Source organism: Candidatus Paceibacterota bacterium (assembly GCA_035530615.1).
In the GTDB taxonomy this organism is placed as follows: Bacteria; Actinomycetota; Actinomycetes; order Nanopelagicales; family Nanopelagicaceae; genus QYPT01.
The window spans coordinates 227,889-241,759 of sequence record DATKUL010000001.1; the positions used below are offsets into that span (position 1 = coordinate 227,889).

General features: G+C 50.2%; 9 protein-coding genes. 3 read left to right on the forward strand and 6 right to left on the reverse strand.

The annotated features are described in order from the left end of the window. Positions 1-290 precede the first annotated feature (290 nt). Complete coding sequence (locus tag VMW30_01220; protein HUW86991.1) at positions 291-1,226, forward strand: ATP-dependent Clp protease proteolytic subunit; 936 nt, start codon at positions 291-293, stop codon at positions 1,224-1,226. 796 nt (positions 1,227-2,022) lie between these two features. Beyond that, positions 2,023-3,438, forward strand: coding sequence for a Fic family protein (locus VMW30_01225; GenBank protein HUW86992.1), 1,416 nt, complete (start codon positions 2,023-2,025; stop codon positions 3,436-3,438). Between the two features lie 97 nt (positions 3,439-3,535). Here VMW30_01225 and VMW30_01230 read toward each other — a convergent pair whose 3' ends face one another. Both VMW30_01230 and rpoB read right to left on the reverse strand, forming a co-directional pair. After that, positions 3,536-7,378, reverse strand: a complete 3,843-nt coding sequence (locus tag VMW30_01230) for a DNA-directed RNA polymerase subunit beta' (GenBank protein ID HUW86993.1) — start codon at positions 7,376-7,378, stop codon at positions 3,536-3,538. A 17-nt stretch (positions 7,379-7,395) separates the two neighbouring features. After that, positions 7,396-10,851: a DNA-directed RNA polymerase subunit beta gene (gene rpoB / locus VMW30_01235; protein ID HUW86994.1), complete on the reverse strand. Its 3,456-nt coding sequence runs from the start codon at positions 10,849-10,851 to the stop codon at positions 7,396-7,398. Positions 10,852-11,092: 241 nt separating this feature from the next. Here rpoB and VMW30_01240 point away from each other — a divergent pair, with 241 nt between their 5' ends. After that, entirely contained in the window at positions 11,093-11,479 is a 387-nt protein-coding gene (locus VMW30_01240) for a hypothetical protein (GenBank protein ID HUW86995.1), read from the forward strand. Positions 11,480-11,494: 15 nt separating this feature from the next. Here VMW30_01240 and VMW30_01245 read toward each other — a convergent pair whose 3' ends face one another. The 4 genes from VMW30_01245 to rplL form a co-directional block, all read right to left on the reverse strand. Beyond that, entirely contained in the window at positions 11,495-11,794 is a 300-nt protein-coding gene (locus VMW30_01245; GenBank protein HUW86996.1) for a ribbon-helix-helix protein, CopG family, read from the reverse strand. Further along, positions 11,791-12,036, reverse strand: coding sequence for a hypothetical protein (locus VMW30_01250; GenBank protein ID HUW86997.1), 246 nt, complete (start codon positions 12,034-12,036; stop codon positions 11,791-11,793). The genes VMW30_01245 and VMW30_01250 overlap by 4 nt, the downstream gene beginning before the upstream one ends. 86 nt (positions 12,037-12,122) lie before the next feature. Then, positions 12,123-13,325 carry a hypothetical protein gene (locus tag VMW30_01255; GenBank protein ID HUW86998.1) on the reverse strand — a complete coding sequence of 401 codons (1,203 nt, stop codon included), beginning with the start codon at positions 13,323-13,325 and terminating at the stop codon, positions 12,123-12,125. 163 nt (positions 13,326-13,488) lie between these two features. Beyond that, positions 13,489-13,869, reverse strand: coding sequence for a 50S ribosomal protein L7/L12 (rplL, locus tag VMW30_01260; GenBank protein HUW86999.1), 381 nt, complete (start codon positions 13,867-13,869; stop codon positions 13,489-13,491). Between the last annotated feature and the right edge of the window lie 2 nt (positions 13,870-13,871).

Genomic DNA, 13,871 nt, shown 5'->3' on the forward strand with positions numbered 1-13,871 from the left:
GATTCGTGGAAAACGATATCCGCTTACAACTCCAAAAGGATATCCTTGTCACCAGGTCAGATTCGCCCTATCCTCAACTCAAACGAAGTATTTCGTTTGAAATAGTGCGAGACAGGAATGCGTATGCGACACCTCGTCGGTCAAGAAAACGACATTATTCAGATATGCGGAGTCGCCTGTGGATCAATTGGGCGGATTAGAAACATGAATTTTCGTTACAAGAAATTCAGGATGGCCACCCCGAATTGAATACGAGAGAGCCGCAGGAAGGGAAGTCTGTTGGGGAAGAGGTGTCGGCGCAGCCGGGTATTGTTGCTGGTCTCGAAAATAGTGGAAGGTCGCCAATGGGTCATCACCCGGATAGCACTAATCATGTTGTAGAACGAGAACTGACATCTCGGCTTGTATCACTTGAGAAGTTGTTACGCGCAGATGTGCTTGCCTATTCAGGACCGATAGATCCCATGGCGCATGAAGTCATAAAAGCTGCAATCGAAAGTTTTGATAAAAGGCGAAAAAAAATTGTTGTTCTCCTAGAAACATTTGGTGGCTACATAGAATTCGCAGAACGAATCGCCAACACTTTGCATCATCATTACAAAACGGTTGACTTTATTGTGACGACTTATGCAATGTCGGCTGGCACCGTCTTGGTAATGTCTGGAGACAATCTGTTTATGGATTACTCGGCCACACTTGGACCCATTGATCCACAAATTCCTCGTCAGGGGGCGGCGGGATTTGTCCCGGCCTTGGGTTACTTAGAACAATTTGAACGACTAGTCCAAAAATCGCGAGAAGAGGACCTCACTCGGATTGAGCAGATGTACTTTCTTCAGAACTTCGACCCAGGGGAATTGTACTCTTATGAACAGGCTCGAGATCTTTCGATTGCCCTGTTGGAAGAATGGCTTGTTAAATACAAATTCAAGAATTGGCGAGTTACAGAGACTCGGAATCTCCCAGTTACAATATCCATGAAACGAGAAAGAGCAGCACAAATAGCCGAGCGGTTGAATGAAACAAAACGTTGGCATTCGCACGCGCGTGGCATTACAATGAAAGTTGCAAATCGCGAACTAAAATTGAGAATCGATGACTTAGAGGAAATACCGGAAGTCTGGGCTGGGTTAATGAGTTACCAAAACCTGTTGCGAGAATATCGCACTAGACTGGGCCACCGTACGTTAGTTATCAATTGGAGGGATGGTTATCATGGTCACTAAAACACGAGTTAAGGAGATTGAGGAGATCATCGATGAAATTGTCTCTAAATCCGACAATGATTCAGTTCAAAGTATAAGGGAAGCATTGTCTGAATTGAAAGATCAGGGCGTAACACGGCCCTTCTATAATCTTGAATCTCCATATGAGCGGATGACACATTGTTGCAATTCAAACGATCAAGATTATTAGAACTCACATAACAAATACTCCTGTCCTAATCTTAGATCCGAACGGTTCCTCGCTACAGAAATTCACTTTCGAGAGCATGACGAGTATGACAATGCATATTATTAGGTAATATCGTTGTCGTTATATAGTCACGTTTCGGAGGCGAGAAGTAAAGAAAATCCAAAATCAATTCTTCATTCCTTATCCTAAGAAGATTTTCGAAATCTGAACCGCCCCTCTACCGTGAGGTCGAGGGGCCGTTCTGACTAACTTCCTATTTACTGGCGGTGCTCGAATTCATCGAGACGTACCGCCTCACCTGAACCTTGCGATTCAAATGGGGTGAAGTCATACTCGCCGAGGCTGCGTGAACAGCGGCCTTGGCTTTTTCTGTTGGCTCGACCCGGATGTTGCGGTATCTGGCAAGTCCAGTACCGACCGGAATGAGTTTGCGCCATGGGTGCCCCAAACTTGCTCCTTTATAGGCTTCTTCAAGAAATTGCTCACCGATGGCTCTTCAATAGGAGACAAAGGGATTTTAGAAGCGGCGGGGAAAAATGCCTCCGATTGATTACGGGTTAACGGAGTACGGTATGCCAAGAGTTCACTAGTACCGTGGAGGCCTGAATGGAAGAGAATCCGAATCCTCGGGACCCCACAGGTGTTCCTTATAAGCCTTTCCCCACTTTTAGTGAATGGCGGAACGTTGATGTAAGTCTCTCCACCTCGGACGCCTATTTCAATCGGATTGCCAAAATCAAATCGGAGGCATCCTCATCACAATTGGAAGACGCAGTCCGAATAGCAACAAAGTGGGCTGCCGTAGACACAGGTGCGATAGAAGGGCTATACGAGGTTGATAGGGGCTTTACCTATTCTGTAGCGAGAAGTGCAACTGCCTGGTCAAACATCCACAAAGAGAAGAATGAATATGCCGCCAGATCAATCGCTGACGCGATGAAAGCGTACGAATGGGTAATTGATGCAGCCACAAACAATTCCTTGATTTCTGAGAAGTGGATAAAGGAGCTACACGCGGAACTATGTGCATCTCAAGATACCTACACGGTAATTACAGATCGTGGAGTTGAACAGCGGGAATTACCTAAGGGCCAATACAAGACACTACCTAACAATCCCATTAACCACGCATCAAACGAGGTGCACTGCTATGCGGCGCCCATAGATACTCAACCGGAAATGACTAGATTCATCAATGAATTGAGATCTGTTGAGTTCAATTCGTCACATCCAATCTTGCAAGCTTCATACACACACTACGCTTTTGTAAGTGTCCACCCATTCCCTGATGGCAATGGTCGAGTCGCACGCACTCTCGCTTCCGTATTCTTGTATCGGAATCCTGGAATTCCTCTAGTAGTCTTCGCGAATCAAAAGTCCGAATACTTCGATTCCTTGGAACGCGCCGACAAAGGCGAAACCATCGATTTTGTGCGCTTCATTCTTGAAAGAGCCTTAGACACAATCGGAATGGTCGAAGCACAGATGCAAAGTGCGGCCCTTCCTGACGTCGTAGAACAGCAAAACGCGATGAGGGCCATACTGAGAGGTAGAGGTGGATTGCAACACACTCTTGTCGACGATATTGCAAATAGATTACTAGATCTCTTTAGACAATCCTTAGTTGATCAGGGGAGCGAAAATCCACTTACCCCACCACTCTCAAATCAATTCTTTGGTACAAACGAAGTTCCAAGGACAATACCGACTGATTACAGAATGGTGATAAGTAATCCAAAATCTATAGGTTTACAGATACGAAGCGACTCGCCCGCCGCAGGTTCACTTAACCATGTCTATGGCGTAGCCGTTGCCAGACAAGGAATTGAAACCGCTGACTTCATTCTTGTCTGTGAGGAACGTGTCGTGCTAGAGATTTTCTTGCGTGAGATATATCCAGAAATCAAAGATTCGCTCTCATTCAAAATGATGGCTCTAGCGCGGGCAGAATTCCGAATCATGGTGCAGGAAGTCCAAAGACAAGCCGCAGTATCGCTCGAAAAAAATGGCTATGTCGGTTAGTAGTGGGTCCGTCAAACTTCGGACATCTAAACTCAAAACAGCCCCTCCGCTCCGTTAGGAGCAAAGGGGCCGTAAAGACTCGCCGTGAGCTTAGGTGTTACTTGCGGGGTGCTTCGAATTCATCAAGTCGTACTGCTTCCCCTGAACCTTGTGATTCAAAGGGAGTGAAGTCGTACTCGTCGTAGGCAGCGTAGACAGCGGCCTTTGCCTCCTCAGTTGGCTCAACCCGAATGTTGCGATATCTGGCAAGGCCAGTACCGGCTGGGATGAGCTTGCCGATGATGACGTTCTCTTTGAGTCCGAGCAATGGGTCGCTCTTCTCGGAGAGTGCTGCGTCGGTGAGGACGCGAGTTGTCTCCTGGAAGGAAGCGGCCGATAGCCATGACTCAGTAGCAAGAGATGCCTTGGTGATACCCATAAGTTCTGGACGACCTGAGGCTGCTTTTCCGCCAGTTGAAACAATGCGGCGGTTTTCAGTCTCAAAGCGACCACGCTCTACGAGTTCACCTGGAAGTAGATCAGTGTCGCCAGCTTCAAGAACAGTGATGCGCTTGAGCATCTGGCGAACAATAACTTCAATGTGCTTATCGTGAATGCCTACGCCCTGTGAGCGGTAGACCTCTTGGATCTCATTTACCAAGTGAACTTGAGTTGCACGAGGTCCGAGAATACGAAGCACCTGCTTAGGATCAATTGCGCCGACGACCATCTTCTGGCCAACCTCAACGCGCTGTCCATCTTCTACCAGCAACTTCTGACGACGGATGATTGGGTATTCGACTGCTTCACTGCCATCTTCTGGAGTGACAACAATCTTCTTGCCCTTTGCATCTTCGCGGAAGGAGACAACACCAGCTGCTTCAGCAATTGGAGCGACGCCCTTAGGAGTACGTGCTTCGAAGAGTTCAACGACACGTGGAAGACCGTGTGTGATGTCATCTCCTGCCACACCGCCGGTGTGGAAGGTACGCATTGTTAGCTGCGTTCCTGGCTCGCCGATTGATTGTGCAGCGATGATTCCGACTGCTTCGCCGACATCAACGATCTTGCCCGCGGCCAACGAACGGCCGTAACAAAGTGAACACTGTCCAACCTTGCTATCGCAGGTAAGAACTGAACGTACCTTCACTTCGGAAACTCCCGCAGCGATAATCTTGTCAATGATGAGATCGCCCATGTCGCGTCCGGCTTCAGCGATGACAACGCCATCAACAACAATCGGATCGGCCAATGAGCGACCGTAGACAGAAGTTTCGACATCGTCGTGCTTGACCAATACGCCTTGTGAGTTCTTAATCGCGATTGGAAGAACTAGCCCGCGATCAGTACCGCAATCTTCTTCACGGATGATGACATCCTGTGCAACGTCGCAGAGACGACGGGTCAAGTAACCCGAGTCAGCAGTACGAAGAGCAGTATCAGCAAGACCCTTTCGGGCCCCGTGCGTAGAGATGAAGTACTCAAGAACAGACAAGCCTTCACGGAAGTTGGACTTGATCGGACGAGGAATAATTTCGCCCTTTGGGTTAGCTACAAGTCCACGCATGCCCGCGATCTGACGGATCTGCATCATGTTTCCACGCGCACCAGAGTCGACCATCATCCACACTGGGTTATTACGCGAGCTCTTGAAGTTCTCCTCCATGACCTCACCAACTTCCTTAGTGGCTTGGGTCCAGATCTCGATCAGTTCCTGACGACGCTCGTCATCGGTGATCAGACCCTTCTCGTACTGAATTTCTACCTTCTCGGCTCTGGTTTCAGATTCCTTAAGAATCGCAGCCTTACCAACCGGAGTTACAACATCTTCAATACCGATAGTTGCACCGGCACGAGATGCCCAATGGAAACCTAGTTCCTTCAACGCATCTAGCGTCTGAGCAACGGTGACCTTTGGATAGAACTCAGCAAGCTGTTCAACGATCTTTCCAAGTTGGGCCTTCTTAACGTCGTAATCCACGAATGGATACTCAGGAGGAAGTGCCTCATTGAATAGGGCGCGACCGATTGTGGTTGAACGGGTGATCGACTCGGTGCCGTTTAGTCCATTGGAAGCATCAAGACGGACCTTGATTTTTGCTTGCAATGAAACTGTTCCTTGATCAAAAGCCATGACGGCTTCCGCGATCGAACCGAATGCGCGGCCTTCGCCGACTTCTCCATCACGGGCACTGGTCAAGTAGTACAGACCAAGAACCATGTCCTGGGTTGGAGTTGTGATTGGACGACCGTTAGCAGGTGACAAGATGTTGTTGGAAGACAACATCAACACACGAGCTTCGGCCTGTGCTTCAGCAGAGAGTGGAAGGTGAACAGCCATCTGGTCACCGTCGAAGTCTGCGTTAAACGCGGTACAGACCAACGGGTGAATCTGAATTGCTTTACCTTCAACGAGCTGTGGCTCGAATGCCTGGATACCCAAGCGGTGCAGCGTAGGTGCGCGGTTTAGAAGTACTGGATGCTCGGCGATAACTTCTTCGAGAACATCCCACACAACTGGACGTGCGCGCTCGACCATGCGCTTTGCAGACTTAATGTTCTGCGCGTGGTTTAGATCCACCAGACGCTTCATTACGAATGGCTTGAAGAGTTCGAGAGCCATCTGCTTTGGCAGACCGCACTGGTGCAACTTCAACTGTGGACCAACAACGATGACCGAACGGCCAGAGTAGTCAACGCGCTTTCCGAGCAAGTTCTGACGGAAGCGACCTTGCTTACCTTTGAGCATGTCGGACAACGACTTGAGTGCCCGGTTACCAGGACCAGTAACTGGGCGACCGCGACGGCCGTTGTCGAAGAGTGCATCGACTGCTTCTTGAAGCATGCGCTTCTCGTTGTTGACGATGATCTCTGGAGCACCAAGATCAGCAAGACGCTTCAAACGGTTGTTACGGTTGATGACGCGGCGATAAAGATCGTTGAGATCTGAAGTCGCGAAGCGGCCACCATCGAGTTGAACCATTGGGCGTAGATCTGGTGGAATAACCGGAACAACATCCAGCACCATCGATGCTGGGTGGTTGCTCGTGGTCAAGAATGCGTTAACAACCTTGAGACGTTTGATAGCGCGGGTCTTCTTCTGACCCTTGCCGTTCTCGCTGAGGTCGTTGAGGATCTTGTATTCGGCTTCGAGGTCGAAGGTCTCTAGGCGACGCTTGATCGCAGCAGCTCCCATGTCACCCTTGAAGTACATGCCGTAACGATCCTTCATTTCGCGATAGAGAGTCTCATCGCCTTCAAGATCTTGAACCTTGAGGTTCTTGAAACGAGCCCATACCTGCTCTATGCGATCGAGTTCGCGTTGTGAGCGATCACGAATCTGCTTGAGTTCGCGCTCTGCGCTCTCGCGAACCTTGCGGCGTACATCAGCCTTGGCCTCTTCTGCTTCCAATTCGGAGAGATCGGCTTCTAGCTTCTTTGTACGTGCATCGAGTTCGTTATCGCGCTTGGTTTCAATCTTGCGGATGTCGTTTGCCAACTTCTTTTCAAGTTGTGGCATATCTTCTTCGCGAGCTTCCTTGTCCACCTCAGTGATCATGTATGCAGCGAAGTAAATAACCTTCTCAAGATCCTTTGGAGCTAGATCGAGAAGGTAGCCAAGGCGGCTGGGAACACCCTTGAAGTACCAGATGTGAGTAACAGGTGCAGCAAGTTCGATGTGACCCATGCGCTCACGACGAACCTTTGCGCGAGTAACTTCGACACCGCAACGCTCGCAGATGATTCCCTTGAAGCGAACGCGCTTGTACTTACCGCAGTAACACTCCCAGTCGCGAGTAGGTCCGAAGATCTTCTCGTCGAACAGACCGTCCTTCTCAGGCTTGAGGGTTCTGTAGTTGATGGTCTCTGGCTTCTTTACCTCTCCAAAGGACCACTCACGAATGTTGTTGGCCGAGGCCAGACCAATTCGCAGTTCATCAAAAAAGTTGACGTCTAACATAGTTATTCCCTCTCCCCTCAGACTTCTTCAACGCTGCTTGGCTCAACTCGTGACAAGTTGATACCTAGCTCTTCGGCGGCACGGAATACTTCTTCGTCAGTGTCACGCAATTCGATTGCGATACCTTCAGAGGAGAGCACTTCCACATTGAGACAGAGAGATTGCATTTCCTTAATAAGCACCTTGAATGATTCAGGAATGCCTGGTTCAGGGATGTTCTCGCCCTTAACGATTGCTTCGTAGACCTTTACGCGACCGAGCACGTCATCGGACTTGATGGTGAGCAATTCTTGAAGCGTATATGCAGCACCGTAAGCCTCAAGTGCCCACACTTCCATCTCACCAAATCGCTGACCACCGAACTGAGCCTTACCACCGAGTGGTTGCTGAGTGATCATCGAGTATGGACCGGTTGAACGTGCGTGAATCTTGTCATCTACCAAGTGGTGGAGTTTCAAGATGTACATATATCCAACGGAAATTGGAGTTGGGTAAGGCTCGCCACTTCGACCATCGAAGAGTCGTGCCTTTCCACTCTGACCAACGAGTTGGACACCATCGCGGTTTGCGAGTGTGCTTCCAAGGAGACCTGCGATCTCATCTTCGCGAGCACCATCGAATACTGGTGTGGCAAGATTTGTTCCAGGAGCGCCCTTTTCGGCACCAATATCTTTGAGGTGCTTCTGCCAAGCTTCATCGATTCCGCCAAGATCCCATCCAGTTTTTGCAACCCAACCAAGGTGCATTTCCAGAACCTGTCCGACGTTCATACGACCAGGAACACCGAGTGGGTTGAGGATTACATCAACTGGAGTGCCATCTTCAAGGAATGGCATATCTTCTTGCGGAAGAATCTTGGAAATAACACCCTTGTTACCGTGGCGACCAGCAAGCTTGTCACCATCTTGAATCTTGCGCTTCTGTGCAACATAAACGCGAACGAGTTGGTTGACGCCGGCTGATAGCTCAAAGCCTTCTTCACTTTCGAAGATCTTTACGCCAATAACCTTGCCGGACTCACCGTGTGGAACCTTGAGTGAGGTATCGCGAACTTCACGAGCCTTCTCGCCAAAGATCGCACGGAGCAAACGCTCTTCTGGTGTTAGTTCGGTTTCGCCCTTTGGCGTTACCTTTCCAACCAGAACGTCGCCAGGAACAACATCGGCGCCTACGCGAATGATTCCGCGATCGTCAAGATCGGCAAGAACTTCTTCAGAGACGTTAGGGATGTCGCGGGTGATTTCTTCTGCACCAAGCTTGGTATCGCGCGCGTCAACTTCGTACTCTTCAATGTGAATAGAGGTAAGTACGTCATCTTGCACGAGACGCTGGGAGAGAATGATCGCGTCCTCGTAGTTGTGGCCTTCCCATGACATAAATGCCACGAGCAAGTTCTTACCAAGAGCCATTTCACCGTTTTCGGTACATGGACCATCAGCAATTACAGAGCCAACTTCTAGTCGCTGACCTTGGCTGACAATAACCTTCTGGTTATATGAGGTGCCCTGGTTTGAGCGGCGGAACTTTGAAAGTGGGTACATCTGGTAGGTAGCGTCATCAGCCATCACAGTGACTTCGTCGGCACTTACTTCAGTGACAACGCCGGCCTTTGTCGCAACAACGACATCGCCTGCATCAACTGCGGCACGGAATTCCATGCCAGTGCCGATAAGCGGAGCCTCTGCACGCATCAGCGGGACAGACTGGCGCATCATGTTAGAACCCATCAACGCGCGGTTTGCATCATCGTGCTCAAGGAACGGAATCATTGCCGTAGCAACGGAAACCATCTGGCGTGGAGACACATCCATGTAGTCAACTTCTTCTGCAGGAATGTATTCGACTTCGCCACCACGACGACGAACAAGTACGCGAGCTTCGGAGAAGTGATTGTCATCGGTCAAAGGCGCGTTGGCCTGTGCAATGACGTGCTCGTCTTCTTCATCAGCAGTTAGGTAATCAACAGCATCGCTTACCTTGCCCTTTGAAACCTTGCGGTAAGGAGTCTCAATGAAACCGAAGGCAGTAACTCGACCGTAGGTGGCAAGTGAACCGATCAGGCCGATGTTTGGACCTTCCGGAGTTTCAATCGGACACATACGTCCATAGTGAGACGGGTGAACGTCACGAACTTCGAAGCCCGCGCGGTCACGCGAGAGACCACCAGGTCCGAGAGCTGAAAGACGACGCTTGTGCGTTAGACCAGAAAGCGGGTTGGTCTGATCCATGAACTGCGACAACTGGGATGTTCCGAAGAACTCCTTGATAGAGGCAACCACGGGGCGGATGTTGATCAAGGTCTGAGGAGTAATCGCCTCAACATCTTGAGTTGTCATACGCTCGCGGACAACGCGCTCCATACGAGACAGCCCGGTACGGACTTGATTCTGGATCAATTCACCAACCGTGCGCAGACGTCGGTTACCGAAGTGATCGATATCGTCCTTTTCTACGCGTACTTCGCGGCCATATTCCATAAGGAGTTCGCCCTTGTGAAGTGCTACGAGGTAGCGGATGGTCGCAACAATGTCTGAAATTGTTAGCAAGCCCTGCTTGAGTTCGAGGTCGAGGCCGAGCTTCTTATTAACCTTAAAGCGACCAACCTTTGCCAGGTCATAACGCTTTGGATTGAAGTAGAGGTTTTCGATCAAGTTCTGGGCAGCTTCCTTGGTTGGAGGCTCGCCCGGACGGAGTTTGCGATAAATATCGAGCAACGCTTCGTCCTGTGTCTTGACGTTATCTTTTTCAAGGGTTGCACGCATTGACTCGTACTCACCGAACTCTTCAAGAATCTGCTCTTCAGTCCAGCCAAGTGCCTTCAAGAAGACAGTGACTGATTGCTTACGCTTGCGATCGATACGAACACCAACGAGATCCTTCTTATCAACTTCAAATTCCAGCCAAGCACCACGGCCAGGAATGATCTTTGAAGTGTAAACATCTTTGTCAGAAGTCTTTTCAATTGTGCGCTCGAAGTACACGCCAGGAGAACGTACGAGCTGTGAAACAACAACGCGCTCTGTGCCGTTGATGATAAATGTTCCGCGCTGTGTCATCACGGGGAAATCGCCCATGAAAACAGTCTGCGACTTGATTTCACCGGTGATGTTGTTGGTGAACTCTGCAGTTACGAAGAGCGGCTGCGAATATGTCATATCGCGCTCTTTGCAATCTTCGATTGAATACTTGGGTGGCTCAAATCGGTGATCTCTAAATGAGAGGCTCATCGATCCCTGGAAATCCTCAATTGGTGAAATCTCTTCAAAGATTTCTTCCAATCCAGATTGCTTGGGGAGTTCGCCACGGCTGGTGACTTCAGCTTTCGCTAAACGTGCACGCCAGATGTCGTTACCTAGTAGCCAGTCAACGCTCTCAATTTGGAGCGCTAAGAGATTAGGTACTTCAAGTGGTTCACGGATCTTTGCGAAAGAAATACGGCGAGGTGCAACGGATTTGGTTTTAGACGCGGCCAAGAGGTGTCCTTCCGAACAGAATTTGGTGACGCACGGACAAAGGTCTCAGCCGCTATATGCATTGACCTCAAAGTATTTGTGCGAAAGGCAAGGATAATGGGCGAGCCCCCCGTATGTCCAACCGACGCTTTTACCACAATCCATCCCAGATTGTCAGCGGTTTGCCCAAGAAAGTGTGAACGAGCCGAAATCGCCGAATCTGCCACGCTTGAGGCTAGATTGGACCAACAGGGGAGGCGAAATGCTTACAAGCCGATCAACTAGGCGTGTCGCATCGACCGTTGCGGTAGTTCTGACCATCGCCACATCCCTCGCCGGGTGCAGTCAAAAGACTCCGATTGCCGTGCCTATGACCCCTGCACGATCAGATCAAATCCAGACGGTGGCTTTCGACCTCTACACGCACTGCGGAATAAACGACCTGATGGCTTACGGAAGATACTTCAAGCATGTCGGCGGCTCCCTGAGCGATGGCTCGGGCAACCCACCCGATGGATGGGGCAATCCGTACCAGCGCGGGACTCTCACAGTTTCGGGCGATATCGCCGTCTTCCGAGACAAGCTGGGGCATGTAGAAAGATTCAAAGCGGAGAAACGGCCTGATAGATCTGTGGGTCTCTGCTCCTAAACCAGCCTCCCCGGCCTAAGCGCTTCGCAAAAATTCCTCAATCGCCTGGCGCACCAGCTCTGAGGAAGTTTGACCTCGTCGCTTTGCCTCTCGCTGTAGTGATTTCTTCAACTTCATTGGCACTCGAGCCTTTATCTCAGGGGAATGCACGCCCGGGCTCGACAACGAAGGTCGCCCGACCACAAGATCGTGGGTCTCACGAGCGATCTGCCGTGCTCGCGCTTCAGTAATTCTTCGGCCATTGGTGTCCAGAACCACTTCTTTATCGAGATCTACATATCGGCCCAGCGTGTACTTCACTTTTGCTTTTTTCATAATCTCCCCTTTCCTCGTCGAAAAATTCGTGGCATCACATGGATGACCAGAACGCCCAGCGGAGTCCAAATTCCGACAATTTCGAGTTCCAACCCTCTTTGGTCGGTACCAACCCAACGCAAACGATCAGGATCCACGCCGTCTGCCAAAAGAGCCTCCGGCTCGCAACTTGCGATGACTTCGAGAACCCTCCGCCTGCCAATTCGGTGCTTGCGCGCCGATTGCGAAAAGTCAATCTCCATGGGCCACACGTAAGTGGTTCCTACTGCCTATTAATTATGCGCCTCATAAATATGTGCGTCAAGACGAGATGTGAGAAATCTGGGCCTCAGACTCCGTGCCACTTCACGACCTTCCATGGTGCGGTCTTCGATCCTGAAGGAAGTGGCAATGCCCATGCCAGAATGTTGCCAGCGACGAGCACCGCACTTATACCGAGCAATGAACCCAGTTTAAGGATCTTCCCGCTGGGAACATCAAGAACATATTGGCCTGGGTCGCCCCTTCCAGATCCGTTTCCCCATGCCACAAAGTTGGTGCCACAACCCAGACTTGATCCCGACGCGGAATCACTCAGGGTAACGATCCGCTGAGCCTTCGTCGCTAACGTCATCACATGTAAGTGTCCATCAGGTCCAACATTCGGATTCAACCGTGAGTAACTCACTGAACCCACTGTCCAAGCGAGAAGGGTGTTGGATGCACACGAAGAAAAAATCAGTTCGTCCTTGGCTAATGAACCTGTAGTGATCAGCGTATCGACGCCGTTCTTGAGAATCCGAATCTCGTAGCGATTCAACGGCATACTCGGATCAACATCTTTAGAACGCACATAAATGAGTCCTCGCGCAATTGCGGACGGCAACTTAGCTTGGTCAACGGCGATCTTCAAAGGTTTGCGTGCGCCAATGTCTCGGACCATGATCCGGGCGCCCCATCCATTTGCGCTCTTCGAATTCGGATACACCATTACCCACCAGACATTTGAACCGTCTGTGGCGAGCATTCGGACTCCCGGTGGCCAAGGAATGTCATCGGTCTTCAACAAATCAAATGAATCGGCTAACATTTTGGGGGCTTTTTGGCCTGTCGTGGCGGCGAACAATCTCCAATCTAAAGATGGATTCGTGCTTCTCGTTTCGCCCCAAACAACGGACTTGCCAGATGCGACGGCTTCAAAAACTTGACGTGGTTTTGATCCAGTTTGAAGAGGGAACCAAGTGCGTGACGTTCCCACCTGGATGCCAACCTGTGATTGCGCGATCAAATTCCCGTGCAGACTGGGCGGGTTGTTGGAGATGACGGCACTGCCATCCCTGCGGATAACAAGTACCCCAAGCGATGCTCCAGATTTTCCATGAGGGCCAACCGTGTACAAGGTGGTGTAGTCGCGACCTGCTACTGCCAGTTGAGCACCTTTGGTTGTTAGCGGCGCAGTAATTTTCGACGCAATACTCTGACCCTGAAAGGAGGCAAGCAAAAGCCCAACAAGAGCAATGACACCCAACCTGAAAACGCGAGTCTTATTCATATAACCAGTTAAACGCTTCTGCGACCCCTTGCGTTACTCAATCGCGCGGTTATTTAAAGTCTGACCATTTTGCTCGGAAATGCCGAACGCCCCCACCTTTGAACTGAACCCCAGAAGCTGGAGTTCAGTTCACTTTCGGCGAGGGCGTTCTGGGTAGAACTACTTACTTAACAGTGACAGTTGCTCCGGCTGCTTCGAGAGCTGCCTTTGCCTTTTCAACTGCATCTTTGGTGCCCTTTTCGATCAATACTGCAGGCGCGGCATCAACGATGTCCTTTGCTTCCTTCAAACCGAGGCTTGAATTGATAGCGCGAACTTCCTTGATAACTGCAATCTTCTGTGAACCAGCGCTTTCCAAGGTGAGTGTGAACTCATCTTGTGCTGCTGCTTCTTCGACTGCTCCGCCGCCTGCTGCTGCAACTGCAACTGGTGCAGATGCCTTGACGTCGAATTCTGTCTCAAATGACTTGACGAAATCTGAGAGCTCAACCAATGTCATTTCCTTGAACTGACCCAATAGGTCTTCTGTGCTGAGTTTTGCCATGA

Coding starts and splice junctions, on each gene's coding strand:
- VMW30_01225 (HUW86992.1), top strand. CDS start 2,023: ATGGAAGAGAATCCGAATCCTCGGGACCCCACAGGTGTTCCTTATAAG.
- VMW30_01230 (HUW86993.1), bottom strand. CDS start 7,378: ATGTTAGACGTCAACTTTTTTGATGAACTGCGAATTGGTCTGGCCTCG.
- VMW30_01240 (HUW86995.1), top strand. CDS start 11,093: ATGCTTACAAGCCGATCAACTAGGCGTGTCGCATCGACCGTTGCGGTA.
- VMW30_01245 (HUW86996.1), bottom strand. CDS start 11,794: ATGAAAAAAGCAAAAGTGAAGTACACGCTGGGCCGATATGTAGATCTC.
- VMW30_01250 (HUW86997.1), bottom strand. CDS start 12,036: ATGGAGATTGACTTTTCGCAATCGGCGCGCAAGCACCGAATTGGCAGG.
- VMW30_01255 (HUW86998.1), bottom strand. CDS start 13,325: ATGAATAAGACTCGCGTTTTCAGGTTGGGTGTCATTGCTCTTGTTGGG.
- rplL (HUW86999.1), bottom strand. CDS start 13,869: ATGGCAAAACTCAGCACAGAAGACCTATTGGGTCAGTTCAAGGAAATG.